We start from the raw sequence: 18,032 nt of genomic DNA, 5'->3' as shown, positions 1-18,032 counted from the left end.
GTATACCGGGGTCCCCCCAGCGGTCACACCCCGTACCGCCTGCGCAGTTCCACCTTTCGTACCTTGCCGCTGACCGTCATGGGAAACGCGTCCAGGATCCGGATCCCGCGAGGAATCTTGTAGTGGGCGAGCCGGTCCCGGCAGAACGCCCGGATCTCGTCCAGCGTCGGCGGGTGGGCCGGGTCGCGCGGGATGACACAGGCCAGCACCTCCTCGCCGTACTTCTCGTCCGGCACACCGATCACCTGGACGTCGGCGATCTTGGGATGGGTGTACAGGAACTCCTCGACCTCACGCGGGTAGACGTTCTCCCCACCGCGAATGATCATGTCCTTGATCCGGCCGACGATCTGCACATAGCCGTCGTCCCGGACGACGGCGAGATCCCCGGTGTGCATCCAGCGGCCCGCGTCGATGACCTGAGCCGTCCTCTCGGCATCGTCCCAGTACCCGAGCATCACGCTGTAGCCACGGGTGCACAGTTCGCCCGTCTCACCACGCTCCACCGTCGTGCCGGTCGCCGGATCGACGACCTTCACCTCCAGGTGCGGCAGGACCCGGCCCGCCGTCCCCGTGCGGCGCTCCAGATCGTCCTCCCGCCGGGTCTGGGTGGAGACCGGCGAGGTCTCCGTCATCCCGTAACAGATCGACACCTCCGCCATGTGCATCTCCGCGACGACCCGCCTCATCACCTCGGCCGGGCAGGGCGAGCCCGCCATGATGCCGGTGCGCAGCGAGGTGAGGTCGTACGTGGCGAAGTCCGGGAGGTTCAGCTCGGCGATGAACATCGTCGGGACGCCGTACAGCGAGGTGCAGCGCTCGCGCTCGACGGCGTGCAACGTGGCCGCCGGTTCGAAGGAGGGGCCCGGGATCACGATGCACGCGCCGTGCGAGGTGGCCGCCAGATTCCCCATGACCATGCCGAAGAGTAACGGAACACCTAGGTAATGCAACCCCTACCAGCGTCAAGGCTCATCGCAGCGCCGCCACTTGGGGGCCGCCGGGGCATGGAAAAGCCCCAGCTCATCCGCCACGGGGCGAACGAACTGGGGCAGCAAAAGCAGGGGCTCAGACCTCCCACGACACGTCGGGACTGTCCAGCCAAGCCCGCTGACCGGCCGCGGACACGGTGAGTCCGAACCGCTCGTGTCCGGGCCTCCCTGCGGCCTCCCACCACCTGTAAGCGGCTTCCACCTCGTCCCACAGCCGACGAGAACCGGACTGCCAGACACGCGCCTCCGACTGTCCGTCGACGAGCATCACGACGGCCCACGAGCGATCCGTGAGGCCGTAGAACCACACCGGGCGGGCCCCGTCGCGCTTGTCGGACACCGCATGGAGGCAGTCCCGCACGCGGAGCCCTATGGCGAACTGCGCTGGACTGAATTTCCCTCCAGCGAGGAACTCCGCTTCGGTCACCGTGGTCGACGACGTGGCGGCGCTCCGGACTCCCTCCGCGGGCACGTAATCGTTGTGCTCCACGTCGGCCGTTCGTTGCGACCGCAGCTTCATGAACTCGACGGGCCCAGTGAAGGCGCCTGACGCGCTTTTTTTGTCTGCGGCAACTACCAATCGCACCACAGCATCCTGATTGCCGTAGACCGTCCCCCAGGGGGCGACGATGACCGCTCCTGGCCGGGCCTGGTCGATCCATGCGAAAGGCAGCTCACGCACTCCCGCCGTCGCGATGACCCGGTCATACGGCGCCCGCTCCGGGTGCCCGAGATATCCGTCAGCCGTAATGACCTCCAGGGGCAGCCCGAAGACCTGCAACGCCTGCCGGGCGCTGCGAGTAACTGCGGCGTCGACGTCGACAGACACGATGTTGTCCGATCCAGCGCGGTAGGCGAGCAGCGCAGCGTTGTACCCCGTCCCCGTCCCGATTTCCAGGACCCTGGACCCACGTTTGACGTCCAGGTCTTGCAGCATGCGGAACACGACGCTCGGCATTGACGCCGAACTCGTGGCGACACTCCCCGGAGTGATGCCGTCGTGCTGTCCGTCATCCCACTGAGTGACGATGGGAACGTCCGCATCGGCATACCTCTGCCAGGCAGCGGGGTCATCAGTCTTGAGAACGGCGATGCTCGCGCCTGTCTTCATATCGAATGGCCACATGAGTGCAGGGAGGAACGCACTACGGGGCACAGCGGCGAACGCTGGTGCCCAATCCGAACTGAGCGCCTGAGATGCAAGCAGGGACCGGCCCAGCGCGGACCGGCCCCCTTCATGCTCTGACAGGATCACTAGGCGGCAGTGGGGCCGTCAGTAGATTCCGCCGTGCGCGGACCTCCGTCGGGGGACGGCGGCTCTTTCGGCACGGGCCACGGTTCCCCCGGGGTGGTTGCGATCGGTACACCGAGCGGTGTAACTGCCATGATTCCTCCTCGTGTTGATGAACCATCTTGCTGCGCGCCGGCTGTTGTGACGAGCGAGCGCGGTCCTGGTGACGCACCCCGCCCATCTGCCACGGGGGTGACAGACGGACGGGGCTTTCAGGGAGCCGTTCCGGCAGGGTCCGGGCCGGTCTCCTCTTCCTCTCACGCGTGCTTCCAATGGCCGCGAGAGAGGGTCATGCACCCCTTCCGGCCTCGCTGTCCAGGGTGGCCGGAAGGGGAGTTCATAGGCGACCGGTAGCCGCCATCGCGGGAATCGCCCCAACCAGAGCGGCGACGACGAACACGAAGCACGACCAGCCGAAGCGGCGGACGAGCCTCACGTGTCGCCTCTGGTCGGGTGAGTGCACGGGGTGGCTGCGACCGGGGCCGTGGTCTGCGGGGCTGTTGGCGTCCCCGTGTGGATCGGGCACCGGCAGTCAGGCCACGTGGCCTGCTTCGCTTCGCGGTGGATCACCCGAAGCGCTTTACCCGTAGCACAGCTGATGCCCACCTGGTGGCAGTCGGCGCAGATGTACAGGTGATTCAGGTACTCGCGGTACGTCTGTTCCGCACGCGTCAGAGCTTCAGTTGTCATCGTCGCCCCCTCCCCATCCCCAACGCTGGTTCTCCCGCTGCACGAGGGGCCGCAGGCGCTCTATCGTCTCGGTGTGCGAACGGTCGTCCACACGTGCTTTGGCGTCGGGGCACAGGGGACGACCGCACTCGCACGGTGGCCAGTTGAGCACGGCGGACTCTTCCGGGATCTCTCCCCGTTCGGCGCTCACCGCTCCAGCCCCGTCCGGTCCGTTGTGCGCCGGTGCGGGTGCTGGCTGATGATCTCGTTGTAGTTCCGACGGTTACGGGCCGTGGTGCGCCCGTTTGCCGCAGCCCAGCAGATGCGGCAGTCGCCCACAGGAACGGGCTCAAGTTCGGACGTCTGTGCGGACGTTGCGATCTCAGCCATCAGACAGCCTCCGGATCAGCCCCGTCTCGACGTCCCGAAGCACGGCCGGCGTCGTGGCGGTGTAGCCCGCGCGGGGAAGCCACGACGGTGCCAGCCTCCAGAAGCCTCCAGCTCTCACGAGCGCCTCCAACTCGGCTGCATCCTCGACGAGTTGGCCCGGCGGACCGTTCCCTCCAGACACGACCGCTCCTCTCCGTAGCGACTTCACTACCGGTGCGGCACACAGTGGCCTACGCTTAGGAGACCTTCAACCTCCATCCAGTTGTATGAGAGTCGGGTTCAGCGTGACTAACCGCAAGGAACTTGATCCGGAAGGAAGCCCCCGCGCAGCCTTCGGGGACCGTCTACGCAGGTTACGAGAGGAGCGGGGCTGGACTCAGGACGAGTTGGCGCACCGCACGGGATATTCCGCGTCGCATATTTCTGGGATCGAAACTGGTGGTCGAAACCCAACTCCCAAGTTCACTGCAAGTGCAGACAAGGCGCTCGGCACCGGGGAAGCACTTGCCCGACAGGGTGCGGCCGTTCGCGACTCGGCGATACTGGAAGGGTTCCCCGAATACCTGGCCCTGGAGATGGCAGCAGCGAAGGTGCGCGTGTTTGAACTGGGGATCGTGCCTGGCCTTCTCCAGACCCCCGAGTACGCTCAGGCCATCGCCAGGGGCGCGGTGTGCAGGGGCGGTATCACAGAGGTACAGGCGGACGAACGCGTCACGCTGCTGACACGGCGTCAGGCAGCCATGGACCGCACTCCGCCACCGCTGCTGTACTTCGTCCTTGACGAGAGCTGCATCCGTCGTCCTGTCGGCGGGCCCGCCGTGATGGATGCGCAGTTGGCTCACCTGACAGAGTTCGCTTCGCGCCCGAACGTCGTGCTTCAGGTAGCGCCGTACAGTTTGTCGGAAAGGCGCGCTTATGATTTGCCCGTCAATTTGGTGACGCTGACAGACTCGACGCGTGTTGCGTATGCCGAGTCGGCGCACCAGGGACGCATGGAGCGCGAATCACGGTTCGTGGGGCCGCTGTTCACGGCCTACCATCATCTACAGGTTGAGGCACTGTCCCAAGCAGAGTCCGTGGCCATGATCAATCAAGTACGAAAGGGCACCCCGTGACGACCGACCCCTCCCCGCGCTGGTTCAAGTCCTCTTACAGCTCCAACGGCGGTAGCTGCGTTGAGATCGCCGCCAACCTCGTCGCCTCGCACGGCGTGGTTCCCGTCCGCGACTCGAAGAACCCCGCCGGTCCGGCACTCGCCTTCGACGACAGCGTCTGGGGCGTCTTCGTCGACGGCGTGAAGGCCGGCGGCCTCGTCTAGTCCAGCAACGCAAAGAGCCCCCTGCCTCGTGATGAGGCAGGGGGCTCTCTGTCGGTGGTGACGTGCCGTTCCGGGCATGCCAAAGCCCCCGTCGCGTGGAGTCGATGGGGGCCATCCCCGCAGAAGCGGGGTCGATACATCCGCAAAACACAGAAGCGGATTATCCCCGCATGAGCGGGGTCCAGTCCGACTCTAGTATCTGCGTGGTCAGGGGGCACTTCAAGCACCCCTGTGACGCTTCCAGTTGAAGCCGGTACCGGTCTTGGCAAATGGGGCTACTCGTCGGCTGTGTGCTCGTCCAGGGCGTCGAGTACGGCCGACACACCTGCGGCCGTGAGCGTGCGGGTGATTTCCACGTCGTCGCCCTCGTCGTTGACGTAGGTGACGGTGACTTCAGGGGTCCACTCGCTCATTAGCTCGCCTTCAGTGGCTCGGTGGTCAGCGGGTGCACCGCGTAGACCTCTGCATCGTCATGTCCCTCCGCCCGCAGAGCCTCCGCGCGCTGCTCGGCGCTGGGCTCGTCGTAGGCGGTGACGGAAGTCCGGTGGCCGGTCTCGTCGGTCCATCGGACCTTGTAGCTCTTCATCGTCGCTCCTCCACCTTAGCTACCGTTGTCCTCATCCCGGATGAGTGTTGTGTCCATCGTCTCTCCTAAACGCTAACGGGCCGCCGGCCCTGGAGTGTTGCGCACTCGTTCAGGTCTACAAGCACGCTGTTTGCCGTCGGCCCCTGGTGCGCTTTGATCTTCCCCTGTGCCTTCCAGCCCCTAACGGTCTCCGGGGCGACGTCGAGCGCCTTCGCAGCGTCCGCGTAAGACACCAGCTTCGGCCTCTGCGGCTCTTCCACGGGCTGCGTGGGCATCGGGACGTCAGGCACTGGCGCAGGCTCTACAGCGGGCGCCTGTGGCTCCGCCTCCTCGTCCGTCAGGGCCTTGCGTGAGTGGAGCAGCAGCGTGCCCCCGAAGAACGCCAGGGCCGGCCACCCCGCGATGATCACCCGGAGCGAAACGGGGAGGTTGTGCATGTCCAACACGCCAGCCTCCGCGACGTTGGCGGACAACGAGGCGGTCAACGCCATACCGAACCACAACCAGGGTCCGCGCTTGGCGTTGCCGGGCGTTCTGATCTGCCGCCACGCCATGACCATCAACAGGTCGACGCTAATCGGGTAGCCCCACGCCTTCCATCCGGTCTGCCCAGCTGCCTCCGCGATGTCGTGGATGTGAGCGAAGGAGATGGCGCCGGCGATGGCCGCTTGCAGAAGAATGGGGTCCGCCAGGCGGCGCAGAGTGGGTCTCATGGCTCCTCGTCGTGTGCGTGGTGTGTGAATAAGCGGAGCCCCCGCCACCTCAATTGGCAGGGGCTCCAGGGCGGTCAGGCGGCGGCGAGCGACAGGGGCGTGAGTTCAGCTTCCGCCTCGCGCATGCGCTCCTCGGCCCACGCGAACTTCTTCGACGTCTGGAACATCTCGCGGAACTTCACGAACCGCACCGTGGCGGACGTCACCGAGTCGGCAACCAGCTCGTCCTGACTCCGTGTCCAGTCCAGGTGCGCCAGGTCCGTCAGCGCGACCTCACGGGCACGGGCACGGGTCTTGAATCCCGCTCCCAAGTGCGCCTTCTCGTCACCCGCCGCAACGGAGGGGAGGTGACGCAGGACCCACGTCGACCGGTCACCGTTGGAGGTGTTGCGCGCCACGGCCAGGCCCGGAAGAACCTCGTCGACGCGCTCCGTGGCACCCGTGGATTCCGCGGCCTCCCGGGTGGCGTACTCCCCCGGAGCGGTTTCGATCAGGTACTCAGGAACTCGCGTCGCGGTGGGGGTCGGGAACGGCGCCTTGGCCTTCTGATGGTCGGTGTACGCGGGGAACTTGACGGGCGATGCCTTGCCGTACTTCACACGCCACTCCGCTGCCTCGGCCATGAGTCGCGTGCGGGTAGCCCTGCCCGACCCAGGCCATCCGTCCCTGTCCTTCTGCGGCTTCTGCGCGCTGGCCACCATTTCCGCGTACTGGTCGTCCAACCGGGCCTGGCGGGCGCCGTCTATCGCAGCGCGAACTGCCTTCGTGTGCGCCGCCTCCAGCTGCTTGACGGTCTTCACCTTCCCGCCCATCTCCGTACGGATGACGCGCTCCACACCGTGGATACGGATCGTCGTCTCGCGGAACGGGGCGGGCTCGGACAGTTCGACGTCACCCCGGCTGTACGTGATCTTGCTACCCGACTCCGGGTTGCCCGGGGCGTCCACGTACACGTGCACGGTGTCGTACAGGTCGTTGTACCCAACCAGGGTCCCAGTCCAGTCACTGTGACCCGACAGGTGGCCCTTAGCGAAACGCACACGGGCCCGGGTGTCGACTGCCTGGTCAATCTCTGCGTAGTCCATATCCGCTCCTTCGCCAGTTCCTTGCGCTGCTCTGACTATGACACACATATGGCAGCTGCCACAAGTGGTTGAACTGGAGAACCGTAAGGCACCTTACGGAGCCCCCGCCACCTCAATTGGCAGGGGCCCCAACAGAGCTACCGGAGATGCTTCGAGCAGGAGCGGTGCCCCTGAACCCTCATGCGCTTGCAAGAAGCGCCGGACACTGTGGGGGCGCCGCACTGCCGGCGCGGGTCGTGACTGGCGCACACTGTCCGGCCGGGCTGCACCGGGTTGATGCAGCCGTACCCGCTCGATGTGGTGGCCGAGCATCGGTCGTTCACCCGGTCACCGCCTCCCAGATGGCGCGGCCGACCGTGCCCGGCTTGTTACTCGCGCTCGCGGACCGAGTAGCGCCGAAGGTCGCGCCGTTCCTCTCGGACCAGTAGCTGACGTATGCCTCCGGGATCCAGGACGTAGCGCCCGGGGTCCGGGGGCGAGCGGGGACGATGGTGCCGACAACGTACCGCTTGCCCTTCACGGTGACGATGCGCGTGGCCTCGCCCGTCCACGCCTTCGGCCCCTGCTCGGGCTCCTCGACCGGCCCTTCCGCCATCTCAGCGGCGGACACGAAGCGTGTGGGGTAGTCGGACACGGAGCGGTACTTGTCATCGAACACGGCCACGTATCCAGGTGCAGTGTGGATATGCGCGACGGTGCCCGTTACCGGAGCCTGACCGGGGCGGTTCACGACGACCGCCTGACCCTGCGTGTACCCCTCCGGCGTTGGGGCGTCGACCAGGACCAGGCGGACCGAGCGGCCGTCCCTGTACTCAATGGCGTAGTCGGTGCGGGAGATGGAGGACATCGTCCGGACGTCGCGCTTGCCGGCCATCATCGCGTGGTTGATCTCCGCCAGCCCCTCGCGCTGCCCGACGATTTCGGTGGTGCCGTTCTCGGTGCGCTCGTAAACTTTCATATCCGCTCCTTCGTCAGTCTTTTGCGTTGCCCTGACTATGGCACACATATGGCAGCTGCCACAAGTGCTTGCGACGGAGAACCGTAAGGCGCCTTACGGACCTACCCACGCGCTCACCCCTGGGACTCTCCTGGCTTCCCGCTTCACCAGGACGAGCGCCTCACGCTCGAAGTAGACCTCTCCCCCGTCGATCGGTACACAGACGCTGTTGTACGGGCCTCTGCCCGAAGTGCCCGTAGCGGTACGGAGCTTGCCATGGCGGGTGAAGACGTCGCCGGCGCGGATGTCGCGGGCAGGGATGATGACTTCCTGGACAATCACGGCCGCTCCCCCATCTCGTCGCCCATGACGACGCTCCTTGCGATCTCGGCGGCGCTCTCGTTGTCTGCCAGTGCCTCGCGTAATGCGCGGTAGAGGTTGCGGAGCATGGTGATCACTTCTCCCCCGGCCGGCTTGCTACCCCGATGGCGTCGAGCGCGGCCCGGTGCGTCTCCATGGCCGCTTCGCGGGTGATGTTGCGGATGTTCGTCTGGTCTACCGTCATACCCGCGAAGGTGAGATGGCTGGCGCTACGCTCTTCGGAGTCGTTGAAAATCACGGTGTCGTAGTACTGCGGCGCGATCTTGACGGTGGAGACCATCAGGGGCACGCCGTGCGCGGCGGTCTGGGTCTGCCGGACGATCTCAGGGAACATATTTCCTCCTGTGTGCCAGTGCTTCGAGTGCCCCGGGCGAGACTCGCACTCACCTGACTGCCTATCCGGGGCGGTGGTTCAGTTGTTCTCTTCGACAGAGACCGTGAACTTCCGGAACTCTCCCGCCGGATCCTTCACAACGACGCCGATCCGAAGGGGCTTGCCGGGCTCCGGGCTGAGCATCGAAGCGCCGTAAACCTGATCGGCCAAGTTCTTGAAGATCTCGTACCGAAGCTCAATACCGTTCATGACTCATGCTCCTTCTGCTGGTTCTTCGAGTGCCCCGCCGCGGATTCGAACCGCGCGCCCGCTGGCACTGGGGGCGCCGTCGGGCTTGCCTATGCGGGGCGTGTATCACTTACGTGAGTTGCGCAGCTTCGCCAACTCCAGTTGCCTGCGTCCCGAGTCGGTGATCCGGTATCCAGTGGTGCCCCACGTCCGCTCCGTGGCCCGTGCCCGACGGTGGTAGCTGGATGCGGAGACCTCAACCCACCCGCGCACGGCTTCGATGAGTCCCAACTCGTTGAGGACGCGAATCGTGAGCCCGTGCGCCTCGACGTGTCCCGCGTCCGTCGCGCCGTCGAGTGCCTTGAACTGCGCGGGTGTCAGACGTACTGCCATTTCGTCCTCCTACGGCCTGCCTCATCAGCGGGGGTAGGCCACCTCCCGCGGACGCCCCGGAGGGCGTTTCGGCTATGCAGGAATGTGGGTGTAGCGGACCGTTCCCCATTCGCCCGTGTGGGCGTTGACGCGGTCGACCATCAGGCGACCCGCGTGGCGCTCACGTCCCGCGGTCCACGGCCGGACGTAGTCAAAGACGTACAACACTCCGGCGATCACGCGTGACCAGCGGATGCCCTCGGTGTCGCTGTACTCGATGAACCGCGTGTCGGTCATGGCTCTCTCCCCTGCTGGAATCTGCGTGAGTTCCTTGCGATGTCCTGACTATGACACACATATGGCAGCTGCCACAAGTGATCGGGGTGAGGTCCGTAAGGCGCCTTACGGACCTCGCACGTCAGCTACTCGCCGGCCAGGACGCGGGCGACGTCGACGAGGCTCGGGGCTGACGGGGACGGCAGGCTCCGGCATCTACGGAACGTCTGTGGTCAGCAGCTCCACGGCGTCGACCCACCACTTACCGTAGTACCCGGTGCCATCCCCGAACTGAACGCAATACGGCGTGTATTCAGATGCCTTGTCGACGCTCAGGAGGGTCCCCACCTTGCCAACGAACTCCCCAGCTCGGTTACCGGGGTCGTCCTCCAGGACCCTGACACGATCCCCCACCCGCGGCGCACGGGCCGGCTCCGGCGTCTCTCCCCCGTCGATCTCGTCGGCCAGGGCCAGGATGCCGCGTGCGAAGGTGCGGGCGGCAGTCGGCGTCAGGCAGACGTCAACGCGGGTGCTGGGCGTCAGTATTACGTGTCGCGCATCCTTGAATGCGGTGACGGTGTCATCAGGAGTCACGTCACAGGGGGCGGTGTACTTAGTCATGGTCTCTCCTTTGGGGTTAGCTGTGTGTGCCACTTGCGTACCGGCGCAACTATTCGTCGGCCAGTTCCTTGACGCTGATGTCGAAGCCGTAGCCGTAGTAGAAGGGGTTTCCGGAACTCCACCCGACGGACAGTTCAAGCACGTCGCCCATGTCAGCGAAGATGTGCCACGTGGTGTAGCCGTCGGTGGTTCCGACTCCGGTGATGAGGTGGTCTACGCGGTCCGGGTTCAGGAGGAAGCTGTCCAGCTCCGTGTAAGCGCAGCAATCGTCGGTGTTCTGAAGCTCGACACGCCTGCCGTTGTCCAGCGTGATGACCAGCGCCGTGACGACGCGGTACCCCCACTGGTCGATGGTCGCTTCGCCGCCCTCCGCACTGACGATGCGGTGACCGACCACCGCATCCCGCAGGGTGTCCACGTTGTCCGGCATGGTGCCGTCGTCGTCGTTCTCGCTCAGCGTCTCTTCTGTGTACACGTTCTCTCCTCTGTCGATTTCGGTTAGGTCCGTAAGGCGCCTTACGGTTCTCACTCAGGGGCGTCGGGGAAGATCCCAGGCCGCTGCTCGTGGAGGGCTTCGACGGAGTACCGGACGTCGTCACCCCACAGCGCTGCTTCGGCGGGGCGGACCCCCTGGACGTCGTAGTCGTCGAGTGACGGGAGGCTGGTCATCATGTGCGCCTTTCGTTGGATACCAGTGCCTTACGCAGCGATGTTGTACTTGTCGGCGACCCGCTTGGCGCTGGATGCGCCGTCCTTGCGGAGCTGCCGAAGCGTGCTGTGCTTGATGGCCATGTCTGCGGCCACCAAGTTGTCCGGGACGCTCTCCATGCCGACCCCGTGGAACGCACGGAGCGCGTAGGACTGACGCACCGAGACCTTCGTCATCAGCCAGTGGGCCAGGTTCACGCGGTCCGCCTCCTGCGTGAAGTCGGCCGACGCGTCGGGCAGGATGTCAGCAACCGTCAGTGACTCGCCTACCTCGTCAGGCAACGGGGCATCGAACGACTCCGGCGCCTGGCACGCCATCCAAACGTTGGCGAACTTTCCCGCGGACATGCGGTTTCGGGGGTCGGGGTCGGAGGACAGCGCGCGTAGGGCCTGGACCTCGTTGCCGTCCGCCTCGTACATCGCTCGGCGCACTCGGATGACCGAGCCCGGATCCACGGTGAGTGGGGTCGACGTGCGGACCGCCTCTTCCATGATCGCCCGACGAACGGCCGTATAGGCGTAGGTGTACAGAGCAGCAGTGCTGCGCGTGCTGTCGTAGTCGCGGAGTCTCTCCAGCAGCACCGTGCGCCCCTCCTGGAGGAGGTTGTCCGCCTCGTCGGCCGTGGCCCCAGGGGCTACGGAGTGGATGAGCCCCTTGATCATCGGTTCACACGCACTGACGATCTCCCACATGGCGTCTCCATCCCCTGCCTGCGCGGCTGCGATCTGCTCGTCCGTGATGATGATCTGAGACATGTGAACTCCTCCGTGAGCGGCTTGTGTTGTGGTTATGGGTCGGTGGCCGGGAGATGTCAGATCCCGCCTGTTGTGACCTGGGTCACACCATGATTGAGGGAGCAAAAAGCCCCCGTCCGTCGAAGGGACGGGGGCAAAGCTGGAGAACCGTAAGGCGCCTTACGGTTCTCGCTAGCGCACGTCGGTGACGACCGCTCCGGCAATCTCCGCCACGATGGCGACGGCTTCGGCCTCGGGGCACGTTGCCCAGCCAGGCAGGCGGTAGACGTCAGTCACGGACGCCCAGTCGAAATCGCAGAGCGCTGCGGGTACGGCGCCGTAGAGCCCGGCGGCCTCCGCCATGTCTCCGCGCTGCTCGTCAGTGTTCAGCGGACCCACGATGATGATCATGCACGCCCCCGTGTATGTGGTGCCGGTGGTCGAGCGGGAGCCTTGCCCCGTCGCGGTGTCATATGCCCAGTGCTTGCGGCGTGTTGGTGACTGTAAGTCCCGGGACCGACACCAGCAACTGGTTGAGTATTGGATCACTCACGGTGTTCACCCCCTATGCCCCAGTCTGTGAACCTCACACATCACCATCACAGATTGCACATATGGCAGCCGCACAATCTGACCTGCGGTTATGTCAGCCGCCACACGTCCAAGTCCGTTACCAACTCGTAATGTTAGCGGTTGGCGATTGCGACCGTTCATTACACTCTGCAACCGACGCCATGCCCGGCGTAGCCGACTGACCAGCACGGATAGCCAGCCAATCCCCCACGGAGCGGGCAGACTTGGACCGATTGCACTCCCGACAGGCCGGCGCTAGGTTCGCCAACTCGTGTCGTCCACCGCTCGATAGCGGAATCACGTGGTCAACTTCCGCCACAACCATCCCGCCTAATGAGACGTCACAGTAGACGCACGACCACCATTCAAGCTCCTCCCACCGTCTCCATATCTCTCTGTGTGACGGTCCGCTGGGAGTCTCGGGCGGCCGGAGGGGCGGAGTTGTGTAGATGGGGCGAAGGGCGGACCGCTGCACCGTAGGGCGGGTAGCCGTCACGGAGCGTGCAACTGGCGCTGTGATGCGTGGAGTTGAGGCCGGGATTGGAGGAGTCACTTTCTTGCCGCTTCCGCCGCACGGGCCTCGTGAGGGTTCGCGGCGTACCAGGAGTCGTGGGCCGTCATGGTGTCCGCCTTCTTCATGTAGAGCGAACCCCAGCTGTGTCCCCCGACGTCGGGATCCGTGCCCAGCGGGATGCCGCGGAGGCTCATCGTCATCGCCTCTCCGATCTCCCGCGCCACCTCCGCAGCCTGATTGTCAGTGGCATCGGCGATGATCTCGTCATGCACCGGAAGCAGCACATGAGGAGTGAGGCCACGGGCGTGGATCTCCAACAGCCCCTGGGCGAAAATGTCGCGCGCCGTACTCTGGATCTCACCGTTGAACGAGGCATAGGCGGCGTCCCGGTCGAAGACCAACCGCCGGCCGGAGGGCGTCCGGAGGGTGTAGCCGTCCCGGATGACCTGGCCCTGAAGGCGCCGGATGTACCTGGCCAACTGCGGGTACGTCCGCTTGTAGCCCTTGACCGCAGCCTGAGCGGCCGACAGGGAAAGTCCGGTCTGAGCGGCAATGGTCTTCGCGCCTCCCCCGTACGCGACCCCCAGCTGAACGACCTTGGCCACCTTGCGCTGTCCAGGCGTGAAGCCGGGACCGTAGACGCTGGCAGCTGTCAGGTTGTGGAGGTCGTCTCCCCGCATGATGGCGGCTGTCATGCGCTCGTCGCCGGACAGAGCCGCCATTACGCGCGGCTCAACCGACGAGTAGTCGACGGAGATCATCCGGTGTCCGTCGTCGGCCCGCACGCAGTGGCGCACCTCCCATTTGCCCGACGGGAGCTGCTGGAACGGCGGGTCAGAAATCGACATGCGCGCTGTCCGGGCCGCAAGTGCCCCGATCTTCGGGTGAACCCTGTCGCTCTCGTCGGCCGTCCGCAGCATGGCCTCTGCGTAGGACGTGCGCCACTTAGATGCCCGCTTGCTGCGAAGAACCGCCATGGCCAGGGGATTTGGTGTCCGGGACTCGATCGGGTCCCACTGCTTGTCGACGTCGGCCAGGCGCTTCAGCACCTTGCCGTCGACCTGGACCGCTCCACCGTCAGTGCGCTCCGGGATGAGTTCGCCCATGCCAAGGAGCGCCTCTGAGAGCTGCTTGGTGGAGTTGACGTTGGCTACGCCGTACTTCTTCGCCTCCTCCGCCCAACGCGCCGACTCCTCCAGCAGTTCCGCGGAGAGCTGCGTCGTGTATTCGCGGTTGATCCGCATTCCACGGCGCTCGATCAGCGCACAGACGTAGCCCACCTCGTGCTCGAAGGCCGGAAGGTTGGGGTTCACGCCCAGCTCCTTGACGCGCGCCTGGACCTTCGGCAGGAGACGGGCCGTGAGGATGACATCCCCGCCGGCGTAGCTCAGGTAGACGGGGTTGTTGATGCTGATCACCGGCCATCCGGTGTCCTTCGTCTCTCCGATCTTGTGGAACTCCTCGATGAGGCCGTTCTGCGTGTCTGGTGCGTTGCGGTCTACGTAGTGCTCGGACGCCTCCTTCAGACGGTTCCCGGGGCCGCCCTGGTCCCGCCTGCGCGGGTCGGAGAGGTGGCAGTAGATGTAGCCGTCCAGCGTTTTCGGGGCCAGCGTCTCCATCGTGATGCCGGGGATGTGTCGGTCTATGGCCAGGGAGTCAAAGTTGCGGTTGAACATGGACAGAGCGGGCAACAGGTTGAGCGCCCACGATGCCGCGCGCGTCAGCTGCTGCGACAGCTCCACGCGCAGCACCCACGCAACGTCAGCCGTGCCGAACTGGATACATCGGATCCGGAATCCGGGGCTGAACGTGGCCAGCCCCGTCGTCTCGGAGTCGACCGCCACCCGGATCCCGCGGTTGGCCATGTCGGTCACCCACACACGGAACTCACGCAAGTCGTCAGCGTTCTCCGGGACGTGGACGGGGATGAGTTCGCCAAGGACCGGGAATGTGTGCTCGATCATGCGACATGCCTCCACCGCTGTCGACGAACAATCAGCCCGACCATGTGGCGGGTGACGGGGTAGTCCCGCGCGATTGCGACGTAGGTCTCTTCACCGGAAGCGCGCCGACGGATTTCACGCACGTCGTCAGCGGTCAGTACGGCACCGTTGGCGCGCTCACCGATGAGCATGGTTCCGTGACCTGCGGTACGCGCGATGTTCTCGGAACGGCTCTCCCACAGGAGATTGGCAGCACGGTTGTCGGTGCGCACGCCGTTGATATGCGACGCATCGTTGCGCCCAGCGGGGGCCGGGCCGTGGAACACTCGTGTCACTAGTCTGTGCACGTACTCGATAGCTCGCCCATCCGGCGAGCACAGCCCTACGGATCGGTAGCCAGCTCCGCTCTTCCACAGCTTTAGCGGCGTGCCGTCAGCGCCGCGAACGCTACCTTCTGAACTGACCGTGTATCCGGGGTACTCCGGTATCGCGCGCCACTGCTCTGCCATCACGCCTCCTTCTTGGGTTGGCCGAAGATGTCGGTATGTGCGTCTGCGTCTTGTGGAACGTCCTCCGTAAGGCGCCTTACGGTCTCCCGCTCAGCGTCGGTCGCCAGGCGCATCCCTTCGAAGTAGCGCGGCTTCTTGACGAACCCGCGGCTCTCCAGTTCCAAGTTCAGAGCCCAACCGGACAGCACTTCTTTGCGCCCGAGCGAGGCGTCTTCTGCCCACTCGGCGTAGGCCCGACGGACAGGCGTAGACGCCACTCGTGCGCCTTTCTCGCGGACCAGACGGGCTTCGATGAACTCGGCTAGGCGGTCTTCACCCTCGCGGTACTCCGACGTCGCGGTCTGGATCGTCGATGGCTCACCGAGTCCCGACGCGAACCACTCCACTGAGCCGCGGACGGCCCACGCCAAGATTCCTTCCGCCTCCGCGCGGAGCTTCTCCGGAAGCGACGTGTCTTTGTTGGCGCCCTTGAACGTCGCGTTGAACGGGACGAGCTTGACCCGTCGCCACGTGCCCTCATCCTGGCTCAAGATGGCCGGCTTGTAGTTGCCGGCGACCATAAGGAGGAACGACGGCACGTAGGTGAATGGGTTCTGGTTCAGGAATCGGCAGGTGATCGGGTCTCCGCCCGTCAGCTGCTTCACGAGGGCCTCAGCGAGACGGGAGTACTTATCTGTTTCGCTCGCCGTCACCAGCCGGGCGCCCCGAAGCGTGGCCAACTCCGGTGATGCCTGACCAACGGTTACCGACTTCTCAAAGGTGCTGAACTGCGTAGCTTTCGTCACGCCCGTGAATACGTGGATCAGGGCGTCCAGAAACGCCGATTTCCCGTTGCTCCCCTGGCCATGGAGGAACGCGAACACGTGCTCTGACGTGAACCCAGTGATCCCATAGCCGACGAGCCGACGCATGTATCCCGGCATCTCTGGATGGTCCGGAAAGACCTCCGTCAGGAACTGTTTCCACCTCTCTGCGGGTGCGTCAGGGTGGTACTCGACATCGAGCCGCTTCGTGATCAGATCGCCCATGACGTGCGGCTGGAGTTCGCCCGTGCGCAGGTTGACAGTCCCGTTCGCGACGCAGAGAAGTTCGCGATTGGCGTCGAACTCGGCGGCCTCCGCGGGCACCCCCGGGACGCTCGGCAGCTCCTTCATTACGGCGTCGATGCTTCGGTTGGTCAGCGCCTTCAGAGCGAGCCGACGAGAGGCATCGTCACCGGACGCCAGCAGCTCCGCGCCCAGTAGATGCAGAGACTTGCGAACCTCCGTGGTTCCCGGGACCCACACCTTTCCATCCCACACGAGGAATCCGAGACCGGACGCGTACCGCACTCCCCCACCACTGCGGGTCATGAAGTCCCGCAGCCGCACTGCAACGCCGACGTCGGTGTTGTCGAAGAGGGACCGGGCCGACTCCGACATGGTGTCAAGAGCGGCGTCAGTAGCTGGCGTGTCGTCGATCTCCTTCGGCGCCTCTTTCGCAGGCTCGGGCGGGGCGTCCAGGGTCACTACGGGAGCCGACCGGACGGCTGTGTGCAGCTCCGTGGGAAACGTCGCCGGCGTCCGCTCCCGCCAGGCGGTGAGGTCTTCTCCGGTGTTGGGGAACGAGAGCTGTCGCGGAGCGTTGCCGTCGTCGATAAGCGCCTTCGCCAACGCGCCAATACCGCGCGCTCCTGCGTCGTCAGGGTCGAAGGCAAGGACGACGTCACGGCCACGGAGATGCGCCACAAGTTCCGTGACAAGGGCGGCGTTCCGTGCGATCCCCGCGCCGCGGATCAAAAGTGAGTCGTAGCCGACGCCGACTGATGTCAAGCCATCTCCGGGGCCTTCAGTCACAAGGATCGTCTCGTATCCCGTGCCGGCGGAGAGGAACCCATATTTTGCCCACGTGCGACCGTCCGGGTTGGCCAGTGATACCCAACGGGCGGGGCACTTCTTCGAGATGTCCCGGCCCTGTAGCCCACGAGCCACGCCGTCGGCGCCGTACAAAGGGACAGTGATCCTTGGGTACCGGGTGAAGCCACGGGTAAGCCACGCCTGCGGGCGGTCTCCCGGAGCTGCGTACCCGATGCCCAGATCCTCCGCCTGGTCCGCCGTCAGTCCGAACCGGTCGGCCAGGTACGCCACCGCCTCCGAAGAGTCGGATAGTGCGGCCGACGTCTCGTCGACGAACGCGCGGAGACCTGCGATCTCGGCGATGCCAATGGACTCGGGCGGTGCGGCACTGATGGTCTTCACGCCCTGGCCGTCGACGTTGAACAGGTCCGCGGTCGTCAGGTTGAGCTTCCGCAGGATCTCCGTCCGGTCGCAACCGGTGCGGCAGACGAGCAGAAGCATGCCGTCGGCCTTGAGCGTGAGCTTCAGGCTCGGGTGTTCACGGTCGGAGTGGGCGGGGCACAGGGCGAGGTAGCCGTCATGATCGGGCTCGACTCCGTGCAGCCTCCCGAGGATCTCTGTCAGCCGCACTGCTTCCCCCTCCGTGTGTGCTCGCGCCGAATACCGCCCCCGGTGACACCGCCAGGGGTCATGCCGATTCCGGTCCCCTCGCGCATCTGCCAACCGTCACTTCGGCACTTCAGCGGCTCCCACTTCGTCAGGGATACGTGCGGACCCTCGTGAACGTGAGTGCCGGACTCCAGCGCTTCGAAGAGAGCTTCAGATGCTGCGTCCAAGGCGCTCGGTATGTGGCGGGCGTGGGCACTAGCGAGAGCCATGCACACCAGGCACCAGCAATTCCACAGCTCATCGTTGTACGGATCGAACCGGCTTCGCATTCGGTCTCTCCCCTCGTTGTGGTCCTACGCCGAAAGGCCCCCACCTCCGGAGAGATGAGGGCCTAGCCCGAGTGTCTTGTGTTA

Annotated in this window: 23 protein-coding genes, 1 other RNA gene and 1 pseudogene; 2 read left to right on the top strand and 23 right to left on the bottom strand. The window is 65.3% G+C overall.

Annotated features, from left to right (window positions below):
- Positions 1-23: 23 nt before the first annotated feature.
- The 3 genes and pseudogenes from OG709_RS30185 to OG709_RS30175 form a co-directional block, all read right to left on the bottom strand.
- A pseudogene (locus OG709_RS30185) lies at positions 24-926 on the bottom strand (AMP-binding protein); the annotation flags it as partial.
- A 142-nt stretch (positions 927-1,068) separates the two neighbouring features.
- The gene (locus OG709_RS30180) at positions 1,069-2,103 is read right to left on the bottom strand and encodes a methyltransferase domain-containing protein (RefSeq protein ID WP_329168390.1); all 1,035 of its coding nucleotides are present in this window, start codon (positions 2,101-2,103) and stop codon (positions 1,069-1,071) included.
- A 1,056-nt stretch (positions 2,104-3,159) separates the two neighbouring features.
- Complete coding sequence (locus OG709_RS30175) at positions 3,160-3,342, bottom strand: hypothetical protein (protein ID WP_329168388.1); 183 nt, start codon at positions 3,340-3,342, stop codon at positions 3,160-3,162.
- Positions 3,343-3,626: 284 nt separating this feature from the next.
- On the opposite strand from OG709_RS30175, the gene OG709_RS30170 reads away from it, so the two are divergent.
- Together OG709_RS30170 and OG709_RS30165 are read left to right on the top strand one after the other, a co-directional pair.
- Positions 3,627-4,457 carry a helix-turn-helix domain-containing protein gene (locus OG709_RS30170; RefSeq protein WP_329168386.1) on the top strand — a complete coding sequence of 277 codons (831 nt, stop codon included), beginning with the start codon at positions 3,627-3,629 and terminating at the stop codon, positions 4,455-4,457.
- On the top strand, positions 4,454-4,660 hold the full coding sequence (locus OG709_RS30165) for a DUF397 domain-containing protein (protein WP_329168385.1): 207 nt from the start codon (positions 4,454-4,456) through the stop codon (positions 4,658-4,660). The genes OG709_RS30170 and OG709_RS30165 overlap by 4 nt, the downstream gene beginning before the upstream one ends.
- A 275-nt stretch (positions 4,661-4,935) precedes the next feature.
- On the opposite strand, the gene OG709_RS30160 is transcribed toward OG709_RS30165, so the two are convergent.
- The 20 genes from OG709_RS30160 to OG709_RS30070 all read right to left on the bottom strand — a co-directional run bounded on the left by OG709_RS30160 (position 4,936) and on the right by OG709_RS30070 (position 17,640).
- Positions 4,936-5,073, bottom strand: coding sequence for a hypothetical protein (locus OG709_RS30160; RefSeq protein WP_329168383.1), 138 nt, complete (start codon positions 5,071-5,073; stop codon positions 4,936-4,938).
- Positions 5,073-5,246, bottom strand: a complete 174-nt coding sequence (locus tag OG709_RS30155; RefSeq protein ID WP_329168382.1) for a hypothetical protein — start codon at positions 5,244-5,246, stop codon at positions 5,073-5,075. The genes OG709_RS30160 and OG709_RS30155 overlap by 1 nt, the downstream gene beginning before the upstream one ends.
- Before the next feature lie 65 nt (positions 5,247-5,311).
- The gene (locus OG709_RS30150) at positions 5,312-5,959 is read right to left on the bottom strand and encodes a DUF2637 domain-containing protein (RefSeq protein WP_329168381.1); all 648 of its coding nucleotides are present in this window, start codon (positions 5,957-5,959) and stop codon (positions 5,312-5,314) included.
- Positions 5,960-6,033: 74 nt separating this feature from the next.
- A complete protein-coding gene (locus OG709_RS30145) occupies positions 6,034-7,044 on the bottom strand; it encodes a hypothetical protein (protein ID WP_329168380.1) in 1,011 nt (336 codons plus the stop codon).
- A gap of 319 nt (positions 7,045-7,363) precedes the next feature.
- Positions 7,364-8,002, bottom strand: coding sequence for a hypothetical protein (locus tag OG709_RS30140; RefSeq protein ID WP_329168378.1), 639 nt, complete (start codon positions 8,000-8,002; stop codon positions 7,364-7,366).
- Positions 8,003-8,095: 93 nt separating this feature from the next.
- On the bottom strand, positions 8,096-8,323 hold the full coding sequence (locus tag OG709_RS30135; protein WP_329168376.1) for a hypothetical protein: 228 nt from the start codon (positions 8,321-8,323) through the stop codon (positions 8,096-8,098).
- Between the two features lie 112 nt (positions 8,324-8,435).
- Positions 8,436-8,696 carry a hypothetical protein gene (locus OG709_RS30130; RefSeq protein ID WP_329168375.1) on the bottom strand — a complete coding sequence of 87 codons (261 nt, stop codon included), beginning with the start codon at positions 8,694-8,696 and terminating at the stop codon, positions 8,436-8,438.
- Positions 8,697-8,774: 78 nt separating this feature from the next.
- Positions 8,775-8,945, bottom strand: coding sequence for a hypothetical protein (locus OG709_RS30125; RefSeq protein ID WP_329168373.1), 171 nt, complete (start codon positions 8,943-8,945; stop codon positions 8,775-8,777).
- 105 nt (positions 8,946-9,050) lie between these two features.
- Complete coding sequence (locus OG709_RS30120) at positions 9,051-9,317, bottom strand: hypothetical protein (protein ID WP_329168372.1); 267 nt, start codon at positions 9,315-9,317, stop codon at positions 9,051-9,053.
- A gap of 10 nt (positions 9,318-9,327) precedes the next feature.
- An RNA gene (locus tag OG709_RS30115) (hammerhead ribozyme type II) lies at positions 9,328-9,391 on the bottom strand.
- The gene (locus tag OG709_RS30110; RefSeq protein WP_329168370.1) at positions 9,390-9,593 is read right to left on the bottom strand and encodes a hypothetical protein; all 204 of its coding nucleotides are present in this window, start codon (positions 9,591-9,593) and stop codon (positions 9,390-9,392) included. Before OG709_RS30110 ends, OG709_RS30115 begins: the two co-directional genes overlap by 2 nt.
- A 195-nt stretch (positions 9,594-9,788) precedes the next feature.
- The gene (locus tag OG709_RS30105; protein WP_329168369.1) at positions 9,789-10,193 is read right to left on the bottom strand and encodes a KOW motif-containing protein; all 405 of its coding nucleotides are present in this window, start codon (positions 10,191-10,193) and stop codon (positions 9,789-9,791) included.
- Between the two features lie 49 nt (positions 10,194-10,242).
- On the bottom strand, positions 10,243-10,668 hold the full coding sequence (locus OG709_RS30100) for a DUF7448 domain-containing protein (RefSeq protein ID WP_329168367.1): 426 nt from the start codon (positions 10,666-10,668) through the stop codon (positions 10,243-10,245).
- Between the two features lie 50 nt (positions 10,669-10,718).
- Positions 10,719-10,862, bottom strand: a complete 144-nt coding sequence (locus OG709_RS30095) for a hypothetical protein (protein WP_329168366.1) — start codon at positions 10,860-10,862, stop codon at positions 10,719-10,721.
- A 30-nt stretch (positions 10,863-10,892) separates the two neighbouring features.
- Positions 10,893-11,657, bottom strand: a complete 765-nt coding sequence (locus OG709_RS30090) for a hypothetical protein (protein WP_329168364.1) — start codon at positions 11,655-11,657, stop codon at positions 10,893-10,895.
- A 171-nt stretch (positions 11,658-11,828) separates the two neighbouring features.
- Positions 11,829-12,047 (bottom strand): hypothetical protein, encoded by a 219-nt coding sequence (locus OG709_RS30085; RefSeq protein WP_329168363.1) that lies wholly within the window; start codon positions 12,045-12,047, stop codon positions 11,829-11,831.
- Between the two features lie 259 nt (positions 12,048-12,306).
- Positions 12,307-12,684 carry an HNH endonuclease gene (locus OG709_RS36135; protein WP_443068558.1) on the bottom strand — a complete coding sequence of 126 codons (378 nt, stop codon included), beginning with the start codon at positions 12,682-12,684 and terminating at the stop codon, positions 12,307-12,309.
- Between the two features lie 74 nt (positions 12,685-12,758).
- Complete coding sequence (locus OG709_RS30080) at positions 12,759-14,687, bottom strand: DNA polymerase A family protein (RefSeq protein WP_329168362.1); 1,929 nt, start codon at positions 14,685-14,687, stop codon at positions 12,759-12,761.
- Positions 14,684-15,175: an HNH endonuclease gene (locus OG709_RS30075; protein ID WP_329168361.1), complete on the bottom strand. Its 492-nt coding sequence runs from the start codon at positions 15,173-15,175 to the stop codon at positions 14,684-14,686. The genes OG709_RS30080 and OG709_RS30075 overlap by 4 nt, the downstream gene beginning before the upstream one ends.
- On the bottom strand, positions 15,175-17,640 hold the full coding sequence (locus tag OG709_RS30070) for a phage/plasmid primase, P4 family (RefSeq protein WP_329168360.1): 2,466 nt from the start codon (positions 17,638-17,640) through the stop codon (positions 15,175-15,177). Before OG709_RS30070 ends, OG709_RS30075 begins: the two co-directional genes overlap by 1 nt.
- Between the last annotated feature and the right edge of the window lie 392 nt (positions 17,641-18,032).

It is taken from the genome of Streptomyces sp. NBC_01267 (assembly GCF_036241575.1).
Lineage (GTDB): Bacteria > Actinomycetota > Actinomycetes > Streptomycetales > Streptomycetaceae > Streptomyces.
The sequence above is the reverse complement of the archived record's forward strand: the minus strand, read 5'-3'. Positions and strand labels throughout refer to the sequence as shown.